General features: G+C 63.6%; 15 protein-coding genes and 1 riboswitch. Of the genes, 7 read left to right on the top strand and 8 right to left on the bottom strand.

Annotation, left to right across the window (positions count from 1 at the left end):
* Nucleotides 1-94: 94 nt before the first annotated feature.
* Together PPN31114_RS16030 and PPN31114_RS16035 are read right to left on the bottom strand one after the other, a co-directional pair.
* Nucleotides 95-1606 (bottom strand): DEAD/DEAH box helicase, encoded by a 1512-nt coding sequence (locus PPN31114_RS16030; protein ID WP_150680535.1) that lies wholly within the window; start codon nt 1604-1606, stop codon nt 95-97.
* A 325-nt stretch (nt 1607-1931) separates the two neighbouring features.
* Nucleotides 1932-2984 carry a bile acid:sodium symporter family protein gene (locus PPN31114_RS16035; protein WP_150680536.1) on the bottom strand — a complete coding sequence of 351 codons (1053 nt, stop codon included), beginning with the start codon at nt 2982-2984 and terminating at the stop codon, nt 1932-1934.
* A gap of 232 nt (nt 2985-3216) precedes the next feature.
* Between PPN31114_RS16035 and PPN31114_RS16040 the strand changes: the two genes are divergently transcribed.
* The 3 genes from PPN31114_RS16040 (at nt 3217) to wrbA (ending at nt 5571) form a co-directional block, all read left to right on the top strand.
* Nucleotides 3217-4185 carry a LysR family transcriptional regulator gene (locus PPN31114_RS16040; RefSeq protein ID WP_150680537.1) on the top strand — a complete coding sequence of 323 codons (969 nt, stop codon included), beginning with the start codon at nt 3217-3219 and terminating at the stop codon, nt 4183-4185.
* A 242-nt stretch (nt 4186-4427) separates the two neighbouring features.
* The gene (locus PPN31114_RS16045) at nt 4428-4721 is read left to right on the top strand and encodes a hypothetical protein (protein ID WP_150680538.1); all 294 of its coding nucleotides are present in this window, start codon (nt 4428-4430) and stop codon (nt 4719-4721) included.
* 217 nt (nt 4722-4938) lie between these two features.
* Complete coding sequence (gene wrbA, locus PPN31114_RS16050) at nt 4939-5571, top strand: NAD(P)H:quinone oxidoreductase (protein ID WP_150680539.1); 633 nt, start codon at nt 4939-4941, stop codon at nt 5569-5571.
* A 128-nt stretch (nt 5572-5699) separates the two neighbouring features.
* Here wrbA and blaOXA read toward each other — a convergent pair whose 3' ends face one another.
* Nucleotides 5700-6545, bottom strand: coding sequence for a class D beta-lactamase (gene blaOXA / locus PPN31114_RS16055; protein WP_150680540.1), 846 nt, complete (start codon nt 6543-6545; stop codon nt 5700-5702).
* A 234-nt stretch (nt 6546-6779) separates the two neighbouring features.
* Between blaOXA and PPN31114_RS16060 the strand changes: the two genes are divergently transcribed.
* On the top strand, nt 6780-8477 hold the full coding sequence (locus PPN31114_RS16060; protein ID WP_150680541.1) for a hypothetical protein: 1698 nt from the start codon (nt 6780-6782) through the stop codon (nt 8475-8477).
* Nucleotides 8478-8494: 17 nt separating this feature from the next.
* Here the strand turns inward: PPN31114_RS16060 and PPN31114_RS16065 are convergent, their stop codons facing one another.
* Nucleotides 8495-8950 (bottom strand): carboxymuconolactone decarboxylase family protein, encoded by a 456-nt coding sequence (locus PPN31114_RS16065; protein WP_150680542.1) that lies wholly within the window; start codon nt 8948-8950, stop codon nt 8495-8497.
* A 204-nt stretch (nt 8951-9154) separates the two neighbouring features.
* Between PPN31114_RS16065 and pdxR the strand changes: the two genes are divergently transcribed.
* The gene (pdxR, locus tag PPN31114_RS16070; protein ID WP_217426957.1) at nt 9155-10783 is read left to right on the top strand and encodes a MocR-like pyridoxine biosynthesis transcription factor PdxR; all 1629 of its coding nucleotides are present in this window, start codon (nt 9155-9157) and stop codon (nt 10781-10783) included.
* 104 nt (nt 10784-10887) lie between these two features.
* Nucleotides 10888-10986: riboswitch (TPP riboswitch) on the top strand.
* A 73-nt stretch (nt 10987-11059) separates the two neighbouring features.
* Nucleotides 11060-12976: a phosphomethylpyrimidine synthase ThiC gene (gene thiC / locus PPN31114_RS16075; RefSeq protein ID WP_150680543.1), complete on the top strand. Its 1917-nt coding sequence runs from the start codon at nt 11060-11062 to the stop codon at nt 12974-12976.
* A 99-nt stretch (nt 12977-13075) separates the two neighbouring features.
* On the opposite strand, the gene PPN31114_RS16080 is transcribed toward thiC, so the two are convergent.
* Nucleotides 13076-14269, bottom strand: a complete 1194-nt coding sequence (locus PPN31114_RS16080; RefSeq protein WP_150680544.1) for a hypothetical protein — start codon at nt 14267-14269, stop codon at nt 13076-13078.
* A 375-nt stretch (nt 14270-14644) separates the two neighbouring features.
* On the opposite strand from PPN31114_RS16080, the gene paeA reads away from it, so the two are divergent.
* Nucleotides 14645-15982 carry a polyamine export protein PaeA gene (gene paeA / locus PPN31114_RS16085; RefSeq protein WP_150680545.1) on the top strand — a complete coding sequence of 446 codons (1338 nt, stop codon included), beginning with the start codon at nt 14645-14647 and terminating at the stop codon, nt 15980-15982.
* Nucleotides 15983-15994: 12 nt separating this feature from the next.
* On the opposite strand, the gene recD is transcribed toward paeA, so the two are convergent.
* From recD to recC, 3 genes are read right to left on the bottom strand one after another with little or no spacing between them, the layout of a single operon-like run.
* The gene (gene recD, locus PPN31114_RS16090; RefSeq protein ID WP_150680546.1) at nt 15995-18043 is read right to left on the bottom strand and encodes an exodeoxyribonuclease V subunit alpha; all 2049 of its coding nucleotides are present in this window, start codon (nt 18041-18043) and stop codon (nt 15995-15997) included.
* Nucleotides 18040-21969, bottom strand: a complete 3930-nt coding sequence (recB, locus tag PPN31114_RS16095; RefSeq protein ID WP_150680547.1) for an exodeoxyribonuclease V subunit beta — start codon at nt 21967-21969, stop codon at nt 18040-18042. The genes recD and recB overlap by 4 nt, the downstream gene beginning before the upstream one ends.
* On the bottom strand, nt 21966-25397 hold the full coding sequence (gene recC / locus PPN31114_RS16100; RefSeq protein WP_150680548.1) for an exodeoxyribonuclease V subunit gamma: 3432 nt from the start codon (nt 25395-25397) through the stop codon (nt 21966-21968). Before recC ends, recB begins: the two co-directional genes overlap by 4 nt.
* Nucleotides 25398-25468: the final 71 nt, after the last annotated feature.

Genomic DNA, 25468 nt, shown 5'->3' on the forward strand with positions numbered 1-25468 from the left:
TCTCAAACCGGGTCGCACCATAAAAAAAGCCAGCGTGAGCACGCTGGCTTTTTTATGTTCGGCCAAGACAAGCTAATCGGCCGAAAGCACCACCTCAGTTACTCGCCTTACGCGGAAAGCCCGCGAGCAATGCGGCCACCTGGCGTTTCGGGGCCTTCTCAGGCATCGCACCGAAGGCAGTCGGCGCACTGGCGTCTTGCGAAGCCTTGTTGTTTTGCTGGCCATTGTCGGCCGTCGGCGACGGCTCGTACGGCTTGTAGAAAAACTCGTCTTCCGGGCGAACACGGCGCTGACCCGGCAGGCTGCCGCCGCTGCGACCAGCGCGCAGACCTTCGTGACGGGTGTGGCGCTCACTGCGCTCACCACGTTCGCTACGGTCCGAACGCTCGGTTCGTTCGCTGCGCTCACCGCGCCCATCACGATCATCGCGCGAACGGCTACGGCGCTCCAGCACCAGTTCGCCGCGCTTGAGTTCGCGCTTAATCAGCTTCTCGATTTCGACGAGATGCTTGCGCTCGTCCGGTGCGCACAACGAGATGGCTTCACCCGACGCCCCGGCACGGCCCGTACGGCCAATGCGGTGAACATAGTCTTCCGGGTTGTACGGCAAATCGTAGTTGATCACGCCCGGCAGATCGGAGATATCCAGACCACGTGCTGCCACGTCGGTGGCCACTAGCGCCTGAATGCCGCCTTGCTTGAAGGCTTCGAGCGCTTGCATGCGCTCGTTCTGCGACTTGTCGCCGTGAATGGCCGCCGTCACCACGCCGTCGCGCTCGAGCTGACGCGCCAGACGGCTTGCACCGATCTTGCTGTTCACGAACACGATCACCTGCTTGAGGTCGCGTTCGTTGAGAATCTGCACCACAGCGGCGCGCTTGTCGTCTTCCGGCACTTCATAGACGACTTGCTCGACCGTATCGGCCGTCGCATTGCGACGCGCCACTTCGATGGTCAGCGGGTTGGTGAGATAGCTCGAAGCGAGCTTTTTGATTTCGTTGGAGAACGTTGCCGAGAACAGCAGCGTTTGGCGCTGCTTGGGCAGCAAATTCAGAATGCGCTGGAGATCGGGCAGGAAGCCCATGTCCAGCATGCGGTCGGCTTCGTCGAGCACCAGCATCTTGACCTGCCCCAGATTGACCGTCTTTTGCTCGACGTGATCGAGCAGACGTCCCGGGGTGGCGATCAGAATTTCGACGCCGCGGCGCAGCGCGTCCTTCTGCGGGTTCATGTCGACGCCACCGAACACGACCGTATTGCGCAGCGGCGTGTGCGAGGCATACAGGCGCACGTTTTCGGCCACTTGGTCGGCGAGCTCACGCGTAGGCGTGAGAATCAGGGCACGTACCGGGTGACGGGCGGGGGAAGCACTCGTATTCGCGTCGGGCAGCAGGCGCTGGATGATCGGCAGCGAGAAGCTGGCGGTCTTGCCGGTACCCGTTTGCGCAGCACCCATCACGTCACGGCCGGAAAGCACCACGGGAATCGCCTGCGCCTGGATCGGCGTGGGACTCGTGTACCCCTGCTCGGCGATGGCCCGCAAGATGTCCGCATGCAGCCCAAAGCTATCGAAGCCAGGGGTAGGAACAGCATTCACATCAGCCATGGTGAAGGGACATCTCTTTTAAAAAAAACGGGGGCCGCCACGCGGAAAAGGTCCGCATCAAAGCACACTCGCGAAGATTCAAGGGGCGCAGAGCGCCATGCTCAGGGCTGGCGCAGGAGGGGGCTGTCAGAGGACAGATGCGTCGGGCGCCGCCGGACCTGGGAGGTCATTAAGAAGCGAAACAGACGCAATTCTAGCACTTGCGCACGACCAACGTGTGACAGCGAGGCTTTGCGGCCCGATATCTCGGCCTGCGCAGCCCCGCGCCGCGCCTGATGGCACGGGATGCGGGACGCGGTTTTCGACGTGAGGATCGCTGCCGTGCTTAGCGGCCAGCGCCAGCGTTTGCGCTAGCGTCGGACTTGGCGGCCTTGGCCACTCCGGCCTTACCGGCTTTCGCCTGTGCGGCGCGCTGCTTGGTCGCATAACGTTGCGCGAGTACCGCGCAGACCATCAGTTGCATCTGGTGAAACAACATCAGCGGCAGCACAATCGCGCCGAGCGGGCCGGTGGCAAACAACACCTTGGCCATCGGGATACCGCTTGCCAGGCTCTTTTTCGAACCGCAGAAGACGATGGTGATTTCGTCTTCGCGCGAGAACCCGAGCCAGCGCGCCGCAAACGTGGTGAAGGCGAGCATCACCGCCAGAATGACCGCGCAGCAGCCCAGCAGGCCGAGCAACGCCAGCGGCGGAATCTGATGCCACAGGCCGGTATTGACCGCCTCGCTGAACGCCGTGTACACCACCAGCAGGATCGAGCCCTGGTCGACGAATTTGAGCAACGCACGATTGCGCTCGACCCAGCCGCCAATCGCCTTGCGCGACAACTGGCCGGCAATGAACGGCACGAGCAGTTGCAGCATGATGTTGCCGATGGAATCGAACGGCGACGCCCCGGTGTTGCCGTCGTGATGCACCACGATCAGGCCCACGAGTACCGGCGTAATGAAGATGCCAAACAGGCTGGAGGCCGACGCGCTGCAGACGGCGGCAGGCACGTTGCCGCGCGCGATCGACGTGAAGGCGATGGCCGACTGGACCGTGGCAGGCAAGGTGCACAGAAACAGAATGCCGAGATACAACTCAGGCGTCACCGCCCAAGAGAGCACCGGCTTGAGCACCACACCCACGAGCGGGAACACCGCGAACGTGCTGGCAAAGACGAGCAGGTGCAGGCGCCAGTGCGTAGCACCGGCCAACACCGCTTCACGCGAGAGTTTCGCGCCATGCAGGAAGAACAGCGCAGCAATTGCGACGTTCGTGAGCAGGTTGAAGGCAACTTCACCCTCACCGTGCGCCGGCAGGAAGCTGGCGAGCGCTACGGTCGCCACTAACATCAACGTAAAGTTGTCGGGAAGGAAACGCGGTCGGGCCATCGTCAATCTCGGGTCGATCTCGAGGAAATCTCGGCAGAGTTACAAAAGACAAAGCCCGTACGCCAAGACACAGCACGCTGCGGCGTGGGGCCGGCAGCGCCGTCGACAATCAATCGGTGCGCGATCGAATGTGACCGGAAGTGTGCGCTCGCGATACGGGTTTTCACGTATTAAAGCGCAACGACAGTTAAAATACAAATTCATTTAAAAAATTTATTCATACCAATAACGCATGAATATCTCGCTGCGCCAACTCAAGGTCTTCCTCGCCGTCGCCGAGCACGGCAGCTTCAGCCGGGCCGGCGAGGACATCGGTCTGACCCAACCGGCCGTGAGCCGCTGTATTCGAGAGTTGGAACAAGAACTCGGCCTCAAGCTGGTAGACCGCACCACGCGGGAGGTCACCCTCACCGAAGTGGGCGCTAGCCTCTCGGCCACGCTCGCCCGGGTGCTCGATGAACTCGAGAGCGCGTTGCGTGACACCCACGGCTTGGCGGAGGAGCGGCGCGGCCGCGTGCGTGTGGCCAGCGCGCCCACCATCTCGGCGAACCTCATGCCCGAGTGCATCTCGGCCTGCGCCGCCCGGTATCCGGACATCACCTTGATGTTGCGCGATCAGGTGCAGACGCTCGCCACCGACAGCGTGCGGCACGGCGAAGTGGACTTCGGCGTAATCGTCGCCTCGGAAGGGACCGACGACCTCGTGGGCGAGCCCATCATGGTCGAGCCGTTCCTCGTGGTATGCGACCGCTCACATCGCTTCGCCAAGCAGTCGCAAGTCACGTGGAAGGATTTGAACGGCGAGAAGCTCGTGCTGCTCGACTATGCCTCCGGCAGCCGACCGCTCATCGACCGGGCGCTGGCCGAGCATGGTGCCTACTGCCAGGTCGCGCAGGAAGTCGGCCATGCGATTACCGTGTTTCGCATGGTCGAAGCCGGAATCGGCATCAGCATCATGCCGGCGCTGGCCTTGCCCGCCATGCCCGGCCTGCCTGAGAGCGGCGGGCAGCTGGTCGCCCTGCCCCTCGTGCCGCAGATCGACCGCACGATCATGCTGGTGCGCCGGAAGAACCGCACGCTGTCACCCGCCGCGCAATCCGTGTGGGAGTTGATTCAGCAAATTACCGCCAACACGCCACATGCCCTCGCAGCGAAGGCAAGCAAGGCGGCCAAGACCTCCAAACCCAGCGACAAACCCTGACATCATTGGAGATAAGCGTGGTTACCTGACGTAACCCGCGCGTTGGCCGCCAATGAATTCACTTATTGCTCGTGCGACAGCTTTTTGGGGCGAAATGTAAGTGAGCACCTGCTACAATTGCCCTGCGTCGACTCCCCCCGAAAGCGCCTGACTGTCGTGTGAGGACTCACCAGCTTCTCACCCCACCATGCCTCGACGCCATGCCCGCACCCCTGCGGGCATTGTGTTTCCGGTATGGCGTCATGGACTTGTTCATCAAATACTTCAGCCCGCTGTGGCTTTTTCACGCGGCAGCCGATCTGTCGTTCTGGCAGCGGCATCAACTCGACGCGCGCATGCAAATCGTGAGCCGCTTCATGTGGCGTTACGTCATGCGCTGGTCTGTCGTCACTGCCGTGCTGCTGGTACCGGCGGCCGTGATGGCGCACGGTCTTGCTGCGACTGGATTCGCCCTCGCAGGCGGACTGTCGGCCAGCGTGGCGGTACTGATGGCCGCGCTCGCGCTGGGCTGCTTGATTGGTTCGCGCCTGCGCTGAGCGGTTCGCGCTTGCGCTAACCGGTCCGCTCCCGCGCCAAGCCTCGACGCGCCGCACCCAACACCCGAATCTCCGCGACAAATTGCCCCGGCACGGGACCGTGCCGACCGTATCGTCATGTGCGTCGACTATGATGAAACGGCTCGCATCGCACCGCCGATCGCCGGCCGGTTGTGACGCAAGCCACTTTGCCCCTTCACCCCCTTAGGAGCATTTCATGGCCAACGCCAAGATTCTGGTGGTGTTCTACAGCATGTACGGGCACATTTTTACGATGGCCGAAGCGGTCGTCGAAGGCGCGAAGAGCGTCGCCGGTGCCGACGTCACCCTGATGCAAGTCCCCGAACTGGTTCCCGACGAAGTCCTGGAGAAGAGCGGCGCCAAGGCAGCGCGCGCGGCGTTCGCCCACGTGCCCGTGGCGCGCGTCGAGCAGTTGGCCGATTACGACGCGATCATTTTCGGCACCCCCACGCGCTTCGGCAATATGACCGCGCAGATGCGCAACTTCCTCGATCAAACCGGCGGCCTATGGGCCAAGGGTGCGCTGATCGGCAAAGTCGGGAGCGTGTTCGCGAGTACCGGCACGCAACACGGCGGGCAGGAAACCACGATCACGAGTTTTCATACGACGCTGTTGCACCAAGGCATGGTGATCGTCGGTGTGCCTTACTCCGAGCCGGGGCTCACCAATATGCAGGAAATCACGGGCGGCACGCCCTACGGCGCCACCACACTCGCGGGCGCCGATGGCTCGCGCCACCCCAGCGCTAACGAGTTGAAGATCGCCAAGACACAAGGCCGCCATGTGACGGAAATCGCGTCGGCGCTCAAACACGGCCGTACGCTGTAACCAGCGCCTGAATTCGGCAATCTCACGATGGCGGGAGCTGGCCTCCCGGCAAACTCCCGCCATCACGTAATGTCACGCGACATCAAAGCGCGACGTCAATCCGATGCCGCCGCAGCGGTGACACAACCTCAGATCAACTTCAAATCCTTCATCACTGCCCGTGCAATGCGCGCACGCTTGGGGGCATCGTCGTCGCTGTGCATGTCCATATTCATCGCCACGGTCGTAATCTTGCCGTCGCGCTCGACCCAGCCAACCCACCAGCCGATGTCGTGCTTACCGTCCACATACCAGCCGGTTTTGGCGTGCATCACGTAGTCCATGGTCGCTTCGGCAATGGAGATCTGCCGCACGATGTCTTGCGTGCGTGCCGAGAACGGCAACTGTCCACGGGCAAGCCGTTGCAGAAACACCACCTGTTCGCGCGCTGAAATTTGCAGGCTGTCGTCCACCCAGTACGCATCGGCGGCACGCCCGATCGTGTGGTTGCCGTAGCCGACCTCGTTGAGCTTGGCCTGCGCGTATTGACGGGGAATCTTGTGCGAGACGACCTGATAGCACGGCAGACACGACACCCGGAACGCATCGCGCAAATTCATCGCAGCATTCCAGCGCGCGAAGTGGCGCGGCTTGCCATCCCAAGGAATGATCTCGCGCTCGTTGTCGAGTGCCCCCGAATCGAGTGCCAACAGGCTATTGAAAATCTTGTAAGTCGATGCGGGCGACATGCGTTGGTTGGCGCGAATGCTGTCGTAGGCCTGATAAGCACCCGTGCGCTCGTCGAGCACGATGATCGTGCCCTTGGCGCCTTCCGCCTCGAAGTACTTGCCCCAGTCGGGTCGTTCTACGATTTTTGGGGCGACCGGGGCGGCATCGGCAGCAATTGCCGGCGCTACGAACCCGGCGGGAGACAGCAATGCGCAGACGATCCGTAAGACCGCGATCCGAGTGCACCAGCGAGAGAGATTCATCATTTTGGAGTCCTGATGTCAGTGGGTAGACGTACGCCATGAACGAATGTCATAGGCGGATATCGATAAGCGCTGGCCGGGCGCTCGCTTCCGAAAGCGCTTGCAGGATAGGAGGTGTTTCGGCACATGAAAAGACACACTGCCGTAACCGATGTAACCGCCGTATCATTGCCGCGAATCCGGCGCACAATGCCGGTTATTGCCGCCTCTTAGCGCACATTTTTCCGGCACGCCGCCATGCCAGATCCTCGCGTTCCCCCGTCATCCGCGACGCACGCCGCAGTCATCGAACCCGTCAGCGCCCCCGGCGGCGCGCCGCCCCTCGTCATTCGTCTCGACGCGCCTCAGCAGGTTGACGACCAGCCGGTGCGATATCAGAGCCTATGGCTGCTGATGCGCTTGTATTACGCGGCGCGCTACGAAGCGTCGCCCGTGCCGCTTGCCGCGCTCAAGTCGCGTTTCGCGCAGGCGGGCGACCTGCGCATGCTGGTCAGCCGGGCGTTTGCCGATTTCGGCGATTGGGGCGTGCAAGCGGGATGGGGCGACGACCGGCACGCCGACGCGCGCCTGTTACCCAAGCGCGGACGAGGCAAAGGGCCGTTCTGGCTAGCCGCCGATGAACTCGCGCGCATCGTGGTCACGATAGGCGGTGCCGCCCCCAGCGATGAGCAGCGCACGCTCGCCACGTTCCTCGGACTCGCCTTAGACGCACCGTCCACGCTCGACACCCCGGCACTCGACTACGTGATGCAGGACATCGCGTTCTGGCATCACGTCACGCTGGGCAAGCGCGATATGCAGGACGGCATCTTCTTCGCGCCCGCAGAACCCGCGCTCCAAGCCCGTTCGCGCACGCAACGCACGGGGGCCATTCCGTCGTTTCATGCGGCGCAAGTCTGCGCGGTCGACGACGTGCAGCGCGGCATCGCCTTGCTGGCTGAGACCATCGTTTGGCGGCGGATGGGCGACGTGGCGCGCGCAAAACGCACACTCACGGCGCTCGCGGAAACGTTCGGCACGCAGGCCACGACGCAGCATTCGTCACCGACATTGCGCGCGATGCACTGGATCGTGCAGGCGTGGCAAGCGTATGCCTTGCGCGATGAAGCCGGTGCGTTCGCGCACTTGCAGCGCATTAGCGACGACGCCACGCTCGCGCCCTGTCTCGTCTACAACCCGCGCATTCGCTTCGAAACACGCAATTTGCAGGCCTTGCTGTACAAAACGCATGCGGCGCGGCCCGGCCCGCAACCCGCGCGTGCGCAATCGGCAGCCGACGCCCTCGCCGCCTTTTCCGACGCGCTGCAAGCCGCCTTCGAAGCCGACTCCATCGAACTGGCGCAGCACGTGGCCGCCAACATCGGCTTGTCGTTGTGGCTGTTTTGGCAGGATTCGTTGATCGATCCGGCACGGCGTCTTGCGGTGGCCGATGTGCAGCGCCAGGCATTGCGCTGGATTGGCCTGTCCGAGTGGATCTGCGACCGCTTCGGTGTCGGTGGCAACTCGGTGTGGAATACGGTGTTTTTGCTGCGCATCGCGCGCGGCGCGGTGCCCGTGCGGCGCGATCCCGATTTGGCAACGCTGCGCGCGAGCACGCCGCTCGCCGTCGACGCGTTTCTCGACGCCGTGCAGCCGTTCGGCGCACCGTTCTCACGCGCCAAAGGTTTTTCGAAGTGGACCGATGTGGTGGCGACGACACTTGCCGATCACGAGGAAGGACGCGTGCGCTTCGAGCCGTTGCAGCTCGCCAACTTGTGGTTCGAAATGTTGTGGTTTGCGCTGCATCAGGATGGCGATTCGCCGCAGGCGACGCACGCGGCCCAATCGCTCGGGCGCGTGCTGCCCATGCTGCCCCCGCCCGACCGGCGGTTTTTCCGCGACGCGCTACGTCTCATGCCGCGCGAGTTTCAGCGCGAGGTGCGCATCGCGGAGTAATGCCAACGGCATCGCGCTTAGCGCACGCCTTGCGGTGTCTTCGGCAGCGGCGAGCGGAACGAGATCGCCAGACGATTCCATGCGTTGATGGTGCCGATGGCGAACGTCAAATCTGCAATTTGCTTGTCGTCGAAGTGCTCGCGCAGGTCGGCGAAAACAGCGTCGGGCACATGGCCGTCCTGCACGTTGGTCACGGCTTCGGTCCACGCCAGTGCTGCGCGCTCGGCCGGTGAATACAGTTCGGTTTCGCGCCACGCGTCGAGCAGATGCAAACGGCGCGCTTCGATACCGACTTTGAGCGCGTCGGCCACGTGCATATCGATGCAGAACGCACAGCCGTTCAGTTGCGAAGCGCGCAGCCACACGAGTTCCAGCAAGCCGCCCGGAAGGCCGCAATCGTGGAAGTAGCCGCTCAGTGCCGCCATGTGTTCGTAAGCGCGCGGGGCGGCTTTGATGTAGTTCAGTCGCATCATGATTCTTGTCTCCGTTAAAGGTCGGAAAACACCGCTGACGTCGGCCCGCCATCTGGGTGCCGATGCCGCCTGCGCTGTGCGTCGATGGATGCAACGATACGGGCTCTTGGCCCCCTTCGGAAGAGCCAAAACAGAATAGAATCGGTAGGCCAAAAAGTAGGCCAATCCACCCGAGATGCCGGTGCCTTAGCGGAGCCCCCTCACATGTCTGATTCGTCCAACGTGTCCGAAAGGTCCGAAAGATCAGAAAGCTCCGACCTCAGCGCCCTGCACCTCGGCGACGCCGCACACGCGACCGGCATGCCGACCTATCGCGCGCTGTACGAGCGAATTCGCGAAGGCATTCTCTCCGGCAAGCTCGCCCCGTCGTCGCGCTTACCGTCCACACGTGCGCTGGCGAGCGAACTAGGCGTGGCACGCGGCACCGTCGAGGCCGCCTACGAGCGGCTCGTTGCCGAAGGCTTCGTGATCGGACGCGGCGCGGCTGGTAGCCGCGTCAATCCCCAACTCAGCGCGGCCCGTCTGGACGCTGCCGCCAAGGTACTGACCAGCGATGCCGGTCGGCGCAAGGGTGTCGGCGCTAACGTCCCCAACAGCGCCCCCACTAGCGCCCCCAACAGCGCCGCCCTGCCGCCGTCGGTCTCGGCACGCACAAAGGACAGCCCACCGGCCCCAGGCCCCACCGCCGAGAGCCCGAGTCACGTGCCGCTCAGCGCACACGGCACGCCAATGCCGCTGCAAAACGGCATGCCAGCATTCGACGAGTTTCCCCGCAAGCTCTGGGCGCGACTGGCAGCGCGGCATGCCCGTCATCTCCCGTCCGACGCCTTGAGCTATCAAGACGCCGCCGGTATCGCCCCCCTTCGAGAGGCCATCGCAGGCTATCTGGCGATCGCGCGCGGCATTCACTGCGATCCGGCCCAAGTCATCGTCACCACCGGCTTTCAAGGCGCACTCGCGCTGATCACCCGCGTACTGCTCCAACCGGGCGACGCCGTGTGGTGTGAAGATCCCGGCTACTTCCGGGCGCATGAAGCCCTGCGGATGGCGGGTGCGGCGTTGGTACCGGTGCCCGTCGACAACGATGGCCTCGACGTTGCCGAGGGAGAGCGCCGAGCCCCGAATGCGCGGCTCGCCGTCATCACGCCATCGCACCAGTCGCCGCTGTCGGTCGCGCTGCCGCTTGAACGGCGTCTCGCCTTGCTGGCGTGGGCGCAGGCCAATCAAGCGTGGATCGTCGAAGACGACTACGACAGCGAATTCCGCTACACGGGCGCACCGCTGCCCGCGCTCAAGAGTCTGGATGGCGGCGAGCGCGTGCTTTATGCGGGGTCGTTCGGCAAGGTGTTGTTTCCTGGGTTGCGGCTCGGCTATCTCGTCGTGCCACCTGAGTTGTGCAACGCATTTATCGCGGCGACCGCCCTCCTCAGCCCCGTGCACGGATGGATCGAGCAGGCCACGGTTACCGACTTCATGACGCAAGGGCATTTCAGCCGCCACATCCGGCGCATGCGCCAGCTTTACGGCGAGCGTCGCGCCGCGCTGGCTGACGCGCTGCGACAACATCTCGGCGGCCGGATCGAGCTCGCGCAACAAGCGGGCGGCATGCATTTGCTGGGCTGGATCGAACCGCATCGCAACGATCGGGCGGTATCCCGTGCGGCCCACCCGCATGGTCTGGCGCCCGGGGCGCTGTCGTATTTCCGTATCGAGCGCGAGTTGCCGCCAGCGCTCGTGATGAGCTTCACCAATGTGCCCGTCGCCAGCGCAGACGACGTCGCGAAGCGGCTCGCCCGCGCCTTCGACGACGACGAAAAATTCCGCCTCGTATGACGCAGCGCACCATTTTTCGGATGTCGCATCGGAACAATTTTCGGATGGTTTTCGGGACACATCGCGCTTGTGTTCGCCCGTCATGTCGGTGTATCGTTGCCGCAAAGCTAGCGCAGGGGTCCTGCAACGTGAGTTGTGGGTGAGAAATACCCTTAGAACCTGATCTGGATAATGCCAGCGCAGGGAGCGTAGAAGTCACTCGCCCCCGTTCATGCTCCTGAGCCGCTTTGCGCCGAATTTGTCGGCGTCAACACGTGCCCCGCCAGGAGACATTGCATGAACGCCAATCCGAAGTTCCTCTCAGCCAACGCGCGCGTGGACGAAGCCGCGATCGCACCGCTGCCCAATTCCCGCAAGATCTACGTGAACGGTTCGCGCCCTGACCTGCGCGTTCCGATGCGTGAAATTTCGCAAGCCGATACGCCCACGAGCTTCGGCGGTGAAAAGAACCCGCCGATCTTCGTCTACGACACGTCGGGCCCGTACACCGATCCGGACGCCAAGATCGACATCCGCTCGGGCCTGCCCGCACTGCGCGCCGCCTGGATCGAAGAACGTGGCGACACCGAAGCGCTGCCCGGCCTCTCGTCGGCCTATGGCCGCGAGCGCGCCGACGACTCGGCCACGGCTGAACTGCGTTTCCCGGGCCTGCACCGCACGCCGCGCCGCGCCAAGGCCGGCAAGAACGTGACGCAGATGCACTACGCGCGTCAGGGCATCATCACGCCCGAGATGGAATACATCGCCATTCGCGAAAATCTGCGCCGTCAGGAATACATCGAGAGCGTGCGCAACGCCGGCCCGCAGGGCGAGCGTCTTGCCAAGCTGCTCTCGCGCCAGCATCCGGGCCAGCACTTCGGTGCCAGCCTGCCCGCCGAAATCACGCCTGAATTCGTGCGTAGCGAAATCGCCCGTGGCCGCGCCATCATCCCGAACAACATCAACCACCCGGAATCGGAGCCGATGATCATCGGCCGTAACTTCCTCGTGAAGATCAACGCGAACATCGGCAACTCGGCCGTGACGTCGTCGATCGGCGAAGAAGTCGACAAGATGACGTGGGCCATCCGTTGGGGCGGCGATACGGTCATGGATCTGTCGACCGGCAAGCACATTCACGAAACGCGTGAATGGATTCTGCGTAACAGCCCGGTGCCCATCGGCACGGTGCCGATTTATCAGGCGCTCGAAAAGGTCAACGGCAAGGCCGAAGACCTGACGTGGGAAATGTTCCGCGACACGCTCATCGAGCAGGCCGAGCAGGGCGTCGACTATTTCACCATCCACGCCGGTGTGCGCCTCGCGTACGTGCCGATGACCGCTAACCGCATGACCGGCATCGTGAGCCGTGGCGGCTCGATCATGGCCAAGTGGTGCCTGGCTCACCACAAGGAAAGCTTCCTGTACACGCACTTCGAAGAGATTTGCGAAATCATGAAGGCCTACGACGTGGCGTTCTCGCTGGGCGACGGCCTGCGTCCTGGCTCGATTTACGATGCCAACGACGAAGCGCAGCTCTCGGAGCTCAAGACGCTGGGCGAACTCACGCAAATCGCCTGGAAGCACGACGTGCAGGTGATGATCGAAGGCCCGGGCCACGTGCCGATGCAGCTCATCAAGGAGAACATGGATCTCCAGCTCGAGTACTGCGACGAAGCCCCGTTCTACACGCTCGGACCGCTCACGACGGACATCGCCCCCGGCTACGACCACATCACGTCGGGCATCGGCGCCGCGACGATCGGCTGGTACGGCACGGCCATGCTCTGCTACGTCACGCCGAAGGAGCACTTGGGTCTGCCGAACAAGGACGACGTGAAGGAAGGCATCATCACGTACAAGCTCGCTGCGCACGCCGCCGATCTGGCCAAGGGTCACCCGGGCGCACAAATTCGCGATAACGCGCTGTCGAAGGCACGCTTCGAATTCCGTTGGGAAGACCAGTTCAATCTCGGTCTCGATCCGGACAAGGCGCGTGAATTCCACGACGAGACGCTGCCGAAGGACTCCGCCAAGGTGGCGCACTTCTGCTCGATGTGCGGCCCGCACTTCTGCTCGATGAAGATCACGCAGGACGTGCGCGACTACGCGGCCAAGCAAGGTATCTCGGACGAAGCCGCGCTCAAGCAAGGCATGGAAGTCAAAGCGGTCGAGTTCGTGAAGAAGGGTGCCGAGATCTATCAACGCACCTGAAGCCCACGGCTTTGATAGCTTGCGTATGAAAAACGCGCCCGGAGCGATCCGGGCGCGTTTTTTTATGCAGCGTTAAATGGTGGCGGTGTCGGTGCCAGATCAGGCATCGGGATATTCGTAAGACACTTCGTCTTCATCCCCGCTCAGCGCACGCTGCGTTGGCACCCCCAGCGCCGTCATCTCGTTGCGTAGCCGCAGGCACGCCACCTCGGGGCGCAGCGACGTATGCATCGACGTCGCCAAGGCCATGAACGACGGCGTGTTGGTTTGCGGCAGCCGTGCCGACTGCATGACGTCGGTGTGGCGCATCCCCCAGTGCGCGTCGCCGGTCTGTTCGATACCCAGCGCCAGCTTCGCCCAGTCGTTGGAACACACCGCGACAGTTGCCGGAAGATCGGTACGCGCCATCGCTTGTTGCATCGGCGATCCGGTGGAAAGCGCCACGCGCAGCATCCACTCGGTGGCGTCGGCAGCCGGCAACGTACGCTTCCCCTCATGCAAGCGCTGATTGACCTGACTCACGAACGAATGCACCGGCTCGCGCACCAGACAGGCCCGTTCCCACTCCTTCTTGCCGACCAGATCGGGTTTGCCGGTCCAGCGGCGTGCCGTATCGCCAACCGTCTTGGCAACATCGGAACGAACGACCTCATAAACCGAAGTGCCGTTGCGTCCGTCCGTGCCGATTAGCGAGCCGCCCACGACGTCGTTGCATACCTGCCCGCGTTCGCTGCGTGCGTCCGGCATCAACACCGGATGATTCGCAAACTCCGTCGCCGCCGGGCGTGGCGATCCCACGGCGGGTCCGGCACAAACGTACAAGGTTTGCACCGACGACGGACACAGGACGGGCACTGCGCGCTGCGTGCCGTTTTTGGGGGCCTGCGCCGCAAACCCATCGCTCACACCGGAAAGTTGGCTCGCGCTCGATGCGTAGTCCGCACGAAACGCATCGCGCAGGGCACTGATTGACGGGCGGGCCGCTGCCAACGCCAACGCGCTTCCCAGACGCGCAAAAATCGGACGCCCGCCTTCGATGTTGCTCACGCCGTCCAACGCCGCGTCCGTCATGCGTTCCGGCGAAGGCGCCTGGGGCGAGTGAAAGGGAACCGGCGCAGGCGCGCCGGAAGCTTGCCCAAGGGCATTCCCGCCAAGTCCGCCATGTCCGCCCGGAAAAGCTTGTAAGCCATTCATCGTGAAACCCTCCATCAGTGCGGTGAACGTGGTGATCGACCACGGCCCCGACATGGTGTCGAAGCGGCGTTCACGATGCCCGACGGCGCTGAGCAACATTATCGGTTCTGCACGCCGCCCCGCTCAACTTGCGCAAGCCACCGCTCGTCAGGCGACAGTCAACGCCCGTCGGGAAACAGGAGGGGCGGCGGGAGGGGCGGCGGGTTGCCGCTGTCGGGGCGACACGGACTTATGGCATGCTATCGGTCAGCGGCACAGCCGACGCGGCTGCTGCGCTCCCGAGGATTCGCATTGCGCAACGCTTCCCGGGGACGCGCTTTCCGCACCCCAGCCCGAAGGCATCTCAAAATGACGGCCGTCCGGCCTTGTTTCGAAATGTCTCCGCGCAACCGGTCAAACCTCAGTTCCGAGGCGCGACCGCCTTGCTCCCGTCGCTGCTGTGCGCCTGACTTTGTACTTACAGGTGACAACAATATGAGTGGTTACGGCTTTCTTTTCAGTATCTTGTTGCTGGTTCTGGCGAGCGCCTTCTTTTCCGCCGCCGAAATTTCCCTGACCGCCGCCAAGCGCACCAAACTTCAGGTGCTCATGGAAAAGGGCGACCAACAGGCGATCAAAGTGCTCGCACTCAAGGAGCAACCCGGCAACTTCTTCACCGTCGTACAGATCGGCGTGAACGCGGTCGCGGTGCTGGGCGGTGTGCTCGGCGAGAGTTTTCTGACCGGCTATCTGTTCGACTGGCTCTCGTCCTTCACCGATCAGGCGATGGCCCTGCGTCTCGCAGGCATCGGTTCGTTCCTGTTCATCACGATTGCTTTCATTCAGTTTGCCGACCTGATTCCGAAACGGCTCGCCATGGTCAACCCGGAGCGCGTGGCGATGGCGATCATCGACCCGATGCTGCTCTGCCTGAAAGTGCTTCGCCCGCTGGTGTTCATCTTCAACGGCATCGCCAACATGTTTCTGCGCATTTTTAAGCTGCCGACGCATGCCATCGAAAACATCACGTCCGAGGACATTGCCGCTATGGTCGGTGCCGGTGCCGAAGCTGGCGTCCTGCGCAAACAAGAATTGCACCTGATCGAGAACGTGTTTGAGCTCGAATCGCGTACCGTCGGCTCGGTGATGACGTTTCGCGACGACGTGGTGTATTTCACCATCGCGGAAGAAGAGCGCAGCATTCGCCAGAAGATCACCGAAAGCCCGCATTCGAAGTATCTCGTGTGCCGCGGCGAAATCGACAACGTGCTGGGCTATGTCGATTCGAAAGACTTGCTCCAACGCATTGCCAGCGAAGATTTGTCGAGCGTGATCCGCAATCTGGACCGCCTCTACGCGAAAAAACTGCTCGTCATTCCCGACACACTCAACCTCTCGGAAGCGCTGGCCCGCTTCAAGGAAACCCGTGAGAGCTTTGCCGTCATCATCAACGAATACGGCATGGTGGTGGGCGTGGTCACCCTCAACGACATCGTCGGCGCGCTCATGGGCGACGTGGTCCACCCGGCGGACGAAGACCAAATCGTGCAACGCGACGAGCACTCATGGCTCGTCGACGGCGTGACCTCGGTCGAAGACGTGAAGAAGGCGCTCGATATCGACGAACTGCCCGGCGAGGGCGATTACGAAACCATCGCTGGCTTCATGATTTATCAGCTCAAACGCATTCCCAAGAAGTCGGAAGCGACAGAAGCGATGGGCTATAAGTTCGAAGTGGTCGACATCGATAACTACAAGATCGACCAGTTGCTCGTCACCCGTCTCGGGTCGCTCGCCGAAGCGGCGATTGCCGCGCAAAAGCAGACGTCCTGACGAACGCGCGGGTCATGAGGGTATCGCCTCGATGACCTGCGCCAGTCGATCGGTCAAACCACCATCGCGCTGTGTCGGGCGCAGAATCGCCGACGCGATCACTTGCCACGGCGCATACAGCCACGCCTGACGCCGCGCGCGCGTCACGCCGGTATAGATCAACTCACGCGACAGCACGCGGCTCGACTGTTCGGGCAGCACGATCGCCACGCGCTCGAATTCAGACCCTTGCGACTTGTGAATCGTCATCGCAAAGGCCGTCTCGTGCGCTGGCAGGCTCGCCGGTGAATATAGCCGGTACCCGCCGTCCGGCGTTGCAAACGCCACGCGCAACGCACCACCGGGCCCCAGCGGCAGTGCGATGCCGATATCGCCGTTGAACAGATTGAGTGCGTATTCGTTCTGCGTGATCAGTACCGGACGCCCCGCAAACCACGCACCGCCCCCGGCATTGAGGGCGACACCCGCGCGGCGCGCCAGTAACGCGGTGAGTTGCGCCCCAAGGAATTCAACGCCACGGCGTCCGCCTCGGGTCGCGCACAACACCCGGAACTGACCGAACGCCACGAAGACCGGCTGCGCCACCATGGCGATGTCGCCTGCCGTGGCCGCTCCCGGGTCACCGAGTTGACCGATCAGCGTGACAGCGTCGGTCAACGCGTCGAGGTACGCGCCGTAACCGTCGGCAAGTGCGTTGAGGTTCGCTGTGGAAAGTTGCACGCCGCCGTCTTCGCTCAAGCTCACGCGATCGGGTGCGGATGTCGACGACGCGCAATCGGTGGAAAACGCTTTGCGCGCGTCGGTCGCGCGTCCTGTTTTGATCGCCGTTGCCAATCGACCAATCGCCGAGTTCTCGCCGAACCGGTACGTACGCTCCAGCCAGACCACGGCATCTTCCAAACCGCGCGACGTGCTGCCTTGCGCACTGGCGGCTAATGGCCCCTGCACAGGCGGTGTCGCTTGCGGCCAGCCCAAGGCACCCAACAACTGCTCGCGCATGTCGGCAGAAAACACGCGTTTGGCACTCAACTCCCCGAACACGGCGCCCGCTTCGACGGCGGCCAACTGATCCTTATCGCCCAGCAGAATCAAGCGCGCGCCATCGGGCACCGCTTCGAGCAATTGCGTTGCCATCGACAAATCGATCATCGAGGCTTCGTCGACGACGATCAGATCGTAAGGCAGCGGATTGCCCGCGTGATGGCGAAAGCGGCGACCGACTTGCTCGGCCGACTCGGGTAGCACCCCCAGCAGGCGGTGGAGCGTGAGCGCCGCTTCCGGCAACGCCTGACGTACCGCTTCTGGTAGGTCCTGACGTGCAGTGAGGGCCTCCTGCATCCGCTGCGCCGCTTTCCCTGTGGGCGCGGCCAGCGCCACGCGCAAATTGGCATCACGTTCGAGCAGGCACGCGAGCAGGCCCACCACCGTCGTCGTTTTCCCCGTTCCCGGCCCGCCGCTGAGCACCACGAGCGAGCGTTGCAACGCCAATGCTGCGGCAGCCATCTGCCAATTGGGTTCGGGTTGACCGTCTGGCGAGGTAAGCACCCCGTCACCGAAATACTTGCGCAGGCGGGCGCGATCCTGTGCGGTGACAGGCGTCGTTTCCGAACTCGCCAGCTTGCGGCCTAGCGCTGCCGCAAGACGCGCTTCGTAGACGTAGTAGCGCGCAAGATAGAGGCGATCTTTCTCATCGAGCAAAAGCGGCCACGCGTCGGATTGCGCATCACTGGCCAACGTCAACGCGAGGTCGGCAGGTGCACACAGACCGCTGGCGAACAGCGCATCGCGCCAAACCGACAGCGAAGGTGCGTCGTCCGGAAACAGTTCGCCGCTCGCCTGCGCGTCGAGAAAGTTGTCGAGCGGCACGCACACATGCCCTTCGGCCGTTGCCAGACTGACCGCCAAGGCGGCACGCCAAACGTACCGACAAGTCGATTCGTCGGCTCCCCGCCCACGGGCGAGCATCGTCATGCGGCGCGCAAAACCCTGCGCTAGCCTAACAACGCCAGTGTCCGCGAGTGTGCTCGCTGCTGGATCGTTTTGATGGAGGACTTCGCTCATGCGTTCGTCTCCCCGGCATCGACGTCATCGCTACCATTACGGCCGTCCAGGGCCAGCGCCTCGGCCAACGCGGTGTTCTCGCCCGCAGAGAACAACCCGTCAAGCGCATCCACCATCTCGCGCGACGGCTTATCGAAGTACACCCCCGGCACATGGTCCTCCAACTGATTGGCCTCGGCCCAATCGGGGCGCACACCCCGCACAAAAAGGTAAAGACTTCCCGCCATATCGCGGTCGTAATCGTAGTCAGGCAAGCGGCGGCGCAAATAGCGATGCAACGCCAGCGTATAGAGCAGGTATTGCAGGTGATAACCGTGATCGGCCATGGCTTCGCGCAGGCCGTCCGGACCGTAGTTCTCGGGGGCGGTGCCCAGATAATTGGACTTCCAGTCGAGAATCCACCACTGCCCGTGATGACGAAACACCAAGTCGATGAAGCCCTTCAGATAGCCGCGTAATACCGTGGCGTCGAGCGGAAGATCGGGGTAACCGTGCTGACGCAGCAGACCGCGCAAGGCGTCGAGCGACACCGCGTCGGCCGGATACGTGAACTCCATTTCCGTGAGCCGCTCGGTCGTCGCCACGTCGGCCAGCCGAACACCTGGGCGAAGCGGTGTGGCCAATGTGTCGGCCAGCATGTTCATCATCATCGCCCGCCAGAGATCGTTCTGTTCCGCACCGCGCCCGGGGGGGCGCTCGCGCAACGCACGTGTGACGGCCTGCGGCCATTGGCTGCGCGAGGTGAAATCGGCCAGCTCGAACACTCGGTGCAAGCTTTCGCCCGCCGCCGGGCCACGGGGAAACCGCAGAATATCGTCGGCAGGCGGCCAGGTATCGTCGCCCTCGGGCGGTAGTGCAAACGTCGGGCCTGCGTTGGCTTGCGCATCGTAATCGGGGCGGGTGCGCTCTGGCGCACTGAGTTGACCGCCGCCCAATTGTGGTCCGGTATGCATGCCCGCCAACAAACCCGAGAAGCTGCCGATACGCCACACTTCCCGTAGCGCGCGCGTACTCGTGCGCGTGGCAAGCTCGGGAGCGGCATCGTGCCCAATGCGCTCGCCAGCCCCCAACGCGTCGCCGACAGGCAGCGGAATCACGTCGATGGGTCCACCGGCAAGGGCGGTCCATGCGGTGCGAATCGCGTCGACGCGTGCATCGGCATCGACGGTCGTGGCAATCCAATCGTCAAACGATGTGCCCTGCCCTGCGGCCAGCCAGTTGAGCATGCCGCCGCACGCCTCTTTCACGCTACGCCGCGAAGTGTAGATGCCCGCAGCGAGATAACACCGATAAACCGCCCGGGTGAGTGCCACGTACAACAGCCGTGCTTGTTCGGCCGATTGCTCACGTCGTAGCGCGGCATGGGCTGGCGAGCCCTTGGCGCCCGCTTCGGTGAAATCGATGACGGCATCCGGCCCGTCGTGATACTCCAGCCCGTCGAGACCGCCGCTGTCTCGCACCGCGCCGTCCCACAGGAATGGGCAGAACACGACACCGTATTCCAAGCCCTTCGACTTGTGGACCGTCACGATCTGCACGAGGTTTTGATCGGACTCGAGACGCAATTGCGCTTCTTCGCCGCCACTGCCGTTGCGCTGCGAGGCCAGCCAACGCAGCAAGGCGGGCATGCCGGGCTGCTCGGCCCAGCGGGCTTGCGCCAACTCGGCCAGATGCATGAAGTTGGTCAGACGGCGCTCACCACCGGACTGCGCCACCAGCCGCGCGGCCAGCCCAAGTTCGCGCATGAGCGTGCGCCACATCGCCGAGAAGCCGCGCTCGATCCACAACTGCCGATAGCGTTGCAGCCGTTCGATCCAGGCGATAGCCTCGGCGTCGGACGCGTCGCTCGTCTGCATACGGAACAGTGCCATGGCGTCGAGGCCGAACAATTCCGTAGCGAGCGCCGCGCGCAATGCGCGCACATCGCCCGGCGACTCCACGGCACGCAGCACGCGCAGCAGCGTTTCAGCCTCGTCGCTGGCGAACACGGAGTCCTGCGTGAGCTCGACGCTGCCTACGGCGTGTTCGGCAAGCATTGCCTTCATCAGCGCGCCCTGCCGGTGCGTTTGCACGATGACTGCGATGTCGCCCGGCGCTAACGCATCGTTGCCGATGAGGACATCACCGCGCGACGCATCGCCAAGCAAGCGTGCGACTTCAGCCGCCGTGGCCCGCGCGCAGGCTTGCTGTGCTTCGTCCTTGGACAGCGGGCCATCGCCTTTGCCTTCGTCACCGCTCTCGCCTTCCGGAAGCCACCATACGGTGAAGTCGGCTACCGCGCGCCCGTCGGTCAGCGGTTCCCGGCGGCGTTGCCCCGGACGTACCGGTGGATACTCAAGCCCGTCGAGCACAAACGCCCGGTCGTTCGCGCCGAACAATCGGTTGCCCGCTTCGATCATCGCGGGTGTCGAGCGTTGATTGACGGCAAGGGTGTACGCCGCGTCGGCATTCTCGCGCGCGGACAGATACGTGTGAAGATCGGCGGCGCGGAAGCTGTAAATCGCCTGCTTCGGATCGCCGACCATGAACATCGGGCCACTGCCGCCCCGCTCGCTTTCGGCGCTTTCGGCGCTTTCGGCGCTTTCGGCGCTTTCGGCGCTTTCGGCGCTTTCGGCGCTTTCGGCACGGTACACCGCGTTGAAGATGGCAAATTGCAGCGGGTCGGTATCTTGGAACTCGTCGATCAGCGCGCACGGATAACGAGTGCGCAGGGCTTCGGCCAAGTCGGGATGTTGCGTGAGCGCGCGCGCAATATTGCCCAGCAGATCGTCGAACGACACCACGCGCAGTTCGCGTTTTCGCTGTGCCAGTTGATCCGGCGCCTGCATCAGCCATTCACGCAAGATACGAAGCCACGCCATTGCATAGCGTTCGTCGGCGTCGGCGCGTGCCTGTACCAGCACGTCGGCCAGCCCGAAGAACCGGTGATCGGGCGGTGTCTCGCCTTTCTTGATGTCCTTGGCCAAGCGCGTCGTCGTCAGCAACTCAGCCTTCGCGTGAAGCAACGCACCGACATCCTGCGCATTGAGATACCGCTGCCACGCGGACACCGCCTGTGCGAGCGACGCCTCGTGATAGATATTCTTCTTGAACGACGGCAACGCCTTGCGCATCAATTCGGCAATACCCTGCGCGTCGGCCTCCCAGCACTCGCGAGCGTCCGCGTAGGTTGCCAGCAACGCGGCATCTACCGCCGTCGTCGCATCGGCTTGCACGGCTTCGGGCCAACGCAATGCCGACATGGGCTTCTTCAGACGCCGGGCCAGCTGATCGGTCAACGTCCCCGGCGAGCGCTTACGATCCACCAGCCACGCGGCGAACCCGTCGTCTTCGGCGGCCAGCGGCTCTACCACACGACGCCAGAACTCCACGGCCAAATCGTGCCGCACACCGTTATCGTCCGGCACCAATTCGTAAGCAAACGGCAAGCCCGCCGCAAAAGGCACTTCGGCAAGCGCCCGCTGGCAGAAGCCGTGAATCGTGTGAATCGACGCCTGATCGAAACCGCGCAACGCCGCTTGCAGGCACTCGCGAATCTGCTTCACGGACATCTCGCCGCGCTCGATCAACCCGGCAATCATTACCGTGAACAGCGGATCGTCGCTTGCATGGGGATCGAAGTCGGGAAAGTCATCGTCTCCGTCGGCTTCATCCTCGCCCGCGCCGTCATCCGCCGCATCGAACATCGGTGCCATCGCAGCGACCAGCCCCGACAACCGGCCGCGAATGCGCTCGCGCAGTTCGGCCGTCGCCGCATTGGTAAACGTCACCACGAGGATCTGCTCGACGGTGAGATTTCGCTCGAGCAAGAGCCGCACATAAAGCGCGCAGATATTCCACGTCTTGCCGGTCCCGGCCGACGCTTCGATCAGGCAGACCCCATCGAGATCGCAGTGAAAGACGTCAAGATCGATAAGCTGCGTCATGCGCCCTCCACGAGTTCGAGATGGGCGACCAACGGGCCGAAAACGGTATTCGCGAGCAGATCGAACGGCGAAGCCAGCGGATCTTCCACGCCTCGCCACACCAACCGGGTGTAGGGGTCATCGGCATCGCCGCGGGCAAATGCCGACCCCTCCCACTGGCTCTGCGCGTCGCTCGGCTTACCCGTACTTGCCAATTTCCACGCACTGCGTGCAAAGAACGGCAGCGGCCGCGTTTGCCCAAGCCGGTACAACGCGACCAATTGACCGAGCAATGTCTCGGCGTTCTCCACGGGGCGCAGCGCAAACGTATCGTCCTCGCCGTACCAAAGCGTGCGTGCCGCCACATCCAGCCCGGCGTGCTCCGGCTGCTGCAAATGGGCGCACAGCGCGAGGTGAGATAACCACGCCGCCAACAAATCGCTCGGCCGCAGGCTGCCGTAGCGGTACATCACCAAACCGTAACGCGACACGGGCGCGAGCCGTCCTTGCAACAGGCACGGTGCCGAAAGCGTCGCATCGCCGTGCCATGCTGCCCCGGTCGCCGCCTCCCATCCCTCAGGCAGCGCAGGTGCCACCGGCAACATCGTCAAGATCTCTTGCGTGCCTTCCGCCTGCGCTTCACGCACTTGCGAAGCCAACGCACGCAAGCCGCCCAGTTCCCGACGACGCCATACGGCACCCGTCGCGCCTCCGGGTAGTTCATGGCTGACGCGCGCAATGCGCTCAATCGCGTCGGCGCGCATTCTTGCGTCGCCATCTTCGGCACGCAGCAGGCGCGGTAAAAGCCGCGCCGCCAATGCGTCGCGTCCCGCCCAGTCGAGGACGAACGGTTCGTCGTCTTCGACTTCCGTGAGCACGTCACCCAGCGTGAGGCCCAGCCGGTCACGCGCCCACGCCCGCCCGGGATGCCGCCAGAAGCGCAGCAAATCATCGAGCGTGAGGTGCGTTTGCGCGACCGCCGGTAGCGGCTCGCTCACAAATGGGGCAGCCGGGGCTTCCGGTGCTGGCGCGGCCATTTGTGCCGCCAGTTGCCGCGCGGCTTCACCGTTGGAGACGTCGTAGCTGTATAGCGACGGATGCTGGCCGTCGAAATATGCGGGCGAGAACGGCTGCAACGGGTGCAGCACAACCAGCCGCTCGCGAGCCTCGCGTTGCTCGTCCGCATGAAACCCTTGCGACGCCGGAGCTAGCAGTTGCGCCGTGAAGTCCAGCAACTCGTCCACCGCTGTCGACGGCGGCAATGGGGCGTTGTCGCGCACACTGCGTCCGGTGTAGGTGACCAAGAAGCGGTCCTGCGCACACAGCAGCAGATCGAGAAAGAGATTGCGCTCGTCGTCGCGCCGCTGGCGGTCGCCACGTTGCGGCAATACGCGCATCAGGTCGAATTCGTCGGCTCGCACGCGTCCCGGCAACACGCCATCGTCCATCCCGAGCATGCAAACGACACGGTATGGCAGCGAGCGCAGGCTGGGAATCGCGGCGAACGTGACGCGCCCGGACGGCACACCGCCGCGCGTCGGGTCGTCCAAGGCGTCGGCCAGCACGCGGGCGACCACCTCCACGGGCACGCGCACTTCCGGCGCGCCGTCGGCAATGGCCGAGCCGATTTGCTCGATCGCCATGCGCACTTCCGCCACGTCGTCGGCAAAGCGCGAATCGTCGGAGAAAAACTGCTCCAACATGGCGAGCAACTGATCGCGCCATGCCAGCCCCGTGCGCTCGGTTTGCAGCGCCACCGCCGTGGCATCCAGATCGTCGATCAGACGCGCCAACTCCCCCAGCAATTCCGCACGGCCGCCTTCGATACCGCCCACCGGCAACCAGTCGTCGACCGGCAGCGCATCGTCCGGCAGGGCATAGCCGAGGAACAATCGCATCATCGCGTCGCCTAGCGTGTGGCGCTCCAAGGCGGGGGTGGCGGTTGGCACATCGGGCCCTGCTTCCTGCTCCCTCGCCCCTCCCATGCCCCGCTGCGCGCCCTGTGCGTCCAACCGCAACAGCGCATCGCCGCGCCAGCCGCGTCGCGCGCCAGCCGCGTGCAACCAGTTCTGAATCGAATCGAGCACATTGCCCGCGAGATCGTAGCGCTGTGCCACGGCTTCCGTGCGCGCCAACTCCACGAGATCGGATGCTGCCACGCGCAATTGCGGCAACGCCAAGATCGAAGCGAATGCTCGGGCAACGGGGTTGGTACGGGTAGGCGGCAGCCCGGTCACCAGATAGGGGATGCGAGGCGTCGCCGTGCCGAAAACGGCATCGATCAGCGGCGCGGCCTTGCCTAGATCCGGCACGGTAATCAGTACGTCGTCGGGGCGAAGGTCCGGTATCTCGTCAAAACACGCCAGCAGACGGTCATGAAGCACCTCGATCTGGCGCGCGAGGCTATGGCAGACGTGCACTTGCACCGAGCCATCCGCACTCACGCCTTCCGGCACCCCGTAACGCCCGTCGTCGAGCGTCAGCATGCCGTTTTGCAGCGCGGCGAGCAGCGTCGGCGCAGGATTCGGCTGGAACAGCGCACGGTCTTCGACCGCCTGCTGGGCAAGATCGGCATACAGCGCATCGATGTGCGACTGCGTCTGTCGCCCCCACTCGGCCAGCAGCGGGTGACCGACCTCGCGGTGCGCCGTGCCGTCGCGCCGCTTCAAATAGGACAAACGTGACGGCGGCACGATATCGAACCAGTAGCTCTCGCACGGGTTGAGCACGTACAAATGCACGTCCATCAGGCGCGACATCGCCTTGAGCATCACCATCGAGAGCGGCGGCATCGACGACAGCGCGAATACCGACACACGCGCAGGCCAGCCGGATGGCAACGTCTCGGGGGTCAATTGTTCGATCTGGTCGATGGCGCGCAGCGTCGGGTGGCGCTCACGAATATTCAAGTGCTGCAACGCGCGCCGCCACAAGTCGCTCTGCCAGATTTCGTCGTCTCGCTGAACATCGCCCCAGCCAGCCGCCCCGCCGACGGGAATCTTGTCGCCCGTCTGCCAGCGCTCGAGCCAGTTCGGCCGGTAGGTCAGATATTGATCGTAGATGTGGGCCAGCCGCTCGGCCAACTCAAAGCGCATAACGTCGTCGGCTTCAGCTAGATAGCCTGCCAGCCGAGGGGATGTTTTGACCCACGGCTGGGCAAGACATTGGTAAAGCGGCCAGACAAGGCGGTCCGGCGCGAACGGCGAGCTCTCGGGCACCGTCAGCAGCTTGCCCGCCATGTCCCACAACCATTGCGCCAGATAGGTCAGACGCACGTTCGCGCACACGCCGAACACGTCGGCATAGTCCAGTTCGAGCCGACGGCGTACCGCCACACTTGGCACGACGATGGTTTCCGAATGCAACGGATCTCCCGGCGCCTGCGCGAGATCGCGCAACAGGGCAGCTTCAAGCGTGGTGAACCGGTTAGAAAAGAATAGATGGAGCATTCGGAGGTGGGCTGGGGAGACTGTTCGCAAGCATAACAAAAGGCCCGTGCCAAAGCCCATCGGAGCGGTCC

The sequence above is a fragment of the Pandoraea pneumonica genome (assembly GCF_902459645.1).
Classification (GTDB): domain Bacteria; phylum Pseudomonadota; class Gammaproteobacteria; order Burkholderiales; family Burkholderiaceae; genus Pandoraea; species Pandoraea pneumonica.

Excerpts from the sequence above, each read along its gene's own strand:
- PPN31114_RS16030 (WP_150680535.1), bottom strand. The coding sequence starts at position 1,606 with ATGGCTGATGTGAATGCTGTTCCTACCCCTGGCTTCGATAGCTTTGGG.
- PPN31114_RS16035 (WP_150680536.1), bottom strand. The coding sequence starts at position 2,984 with ATGGCCCGACCGCGTTTCCTTCCCGACAACTTTACGTTGATGTTAGTG.
- PPN31114_RS16040 (WP_150680537.1), top strand. The coding sequence starts at position 3,217 with ATGAATATCTCGCTGCGCCAACTCAAGGTCTTCCTCGCCGTCGCCGAG.
- PPN31114_RS16045 (WP_150680538.1), top strand. The coding sequence starts at position 4,428 with ATGGACTTGTTCATCAAATACTTCAGCCCGCTGTGGCTTTTTCACGCG.
- wrbA (WP_150680539.1), top strand. The coding sequence starts at position 4,939 with ATGGCCAACGCCAAGATTCTGGTGGTGTTCTACAGCATGTACGGGCAC.
- blaOXA (WP_150680540.1), bottom strand. The coding sequence starts at position 6,545 with ATGATGAATCTCTCTCGCTGGTGCACTCGGATCGCGGTCTTACGGATC.
- PPN31114_RS16060 (WP_150680541.1), top strand. The coding sequence starts at position 6,780 with ATGCCAGATCCTCGCGTTCCCCCGTCATCCGCGACGCACGCCGCAGTC.
- PPN31114_RS16065 (WP_150680542.1), bottom strand. The coding sequence starts at position 8,950 with ATGATGCGACTGAACTACATCAAAGCCGCCCCGCGCGCTTACGAACAC.
- pdxR (WP_217426957.1), top strand. The coding sequence starts at position 9,155 with ATGTCTGATTCGTCCAACGTGTCCGAAAGGTCCGAAAGATCAGAAAGC.
- thiC (WP_150680543.1), top strand. The coding sequence starts at position 11,060 with ATGAACGCCAATCCGAAGTTCCTCTCAGCCAACGCGCGCGTGGACGAA.
- PPN31114_RS16080 (WP_150680544.1), bottom strand. The coding sequence starts at position 14,269 with ATGTTGCTCAGCGCCGTCGGGCATCGTGAACGCCGCTTCGACACCATG.
- paeA (WP_150680545.1), top strand. The coding sequence starts at position 14,645 with ATGAGTGGTTACGGCTTTCTTTTCAGTATCTTGTTGCTGGTTCTGGCG.
- recD (WP_150680546.1), bottom strand. The coding sequence starts at position 18,043 with ATGAGCGAAGTCCTCCATCAAAACGATCCAGCAGCGAGCACACTCGCG.
- recB (WP_150680547.1), bottom strand. The coding sequence starts at position 21,969 with ATGACGCAGCTTATCGATCTTGACGTCTTTCACTGCGATCTCGATGGG.
- recC (WP_150680548.1), bottom strand. The coding sequence starts at position 25,397 with ATGCTCCATCTATTCTTTTCTAACCGGTTCACCACGCTTGAAGCTGCC.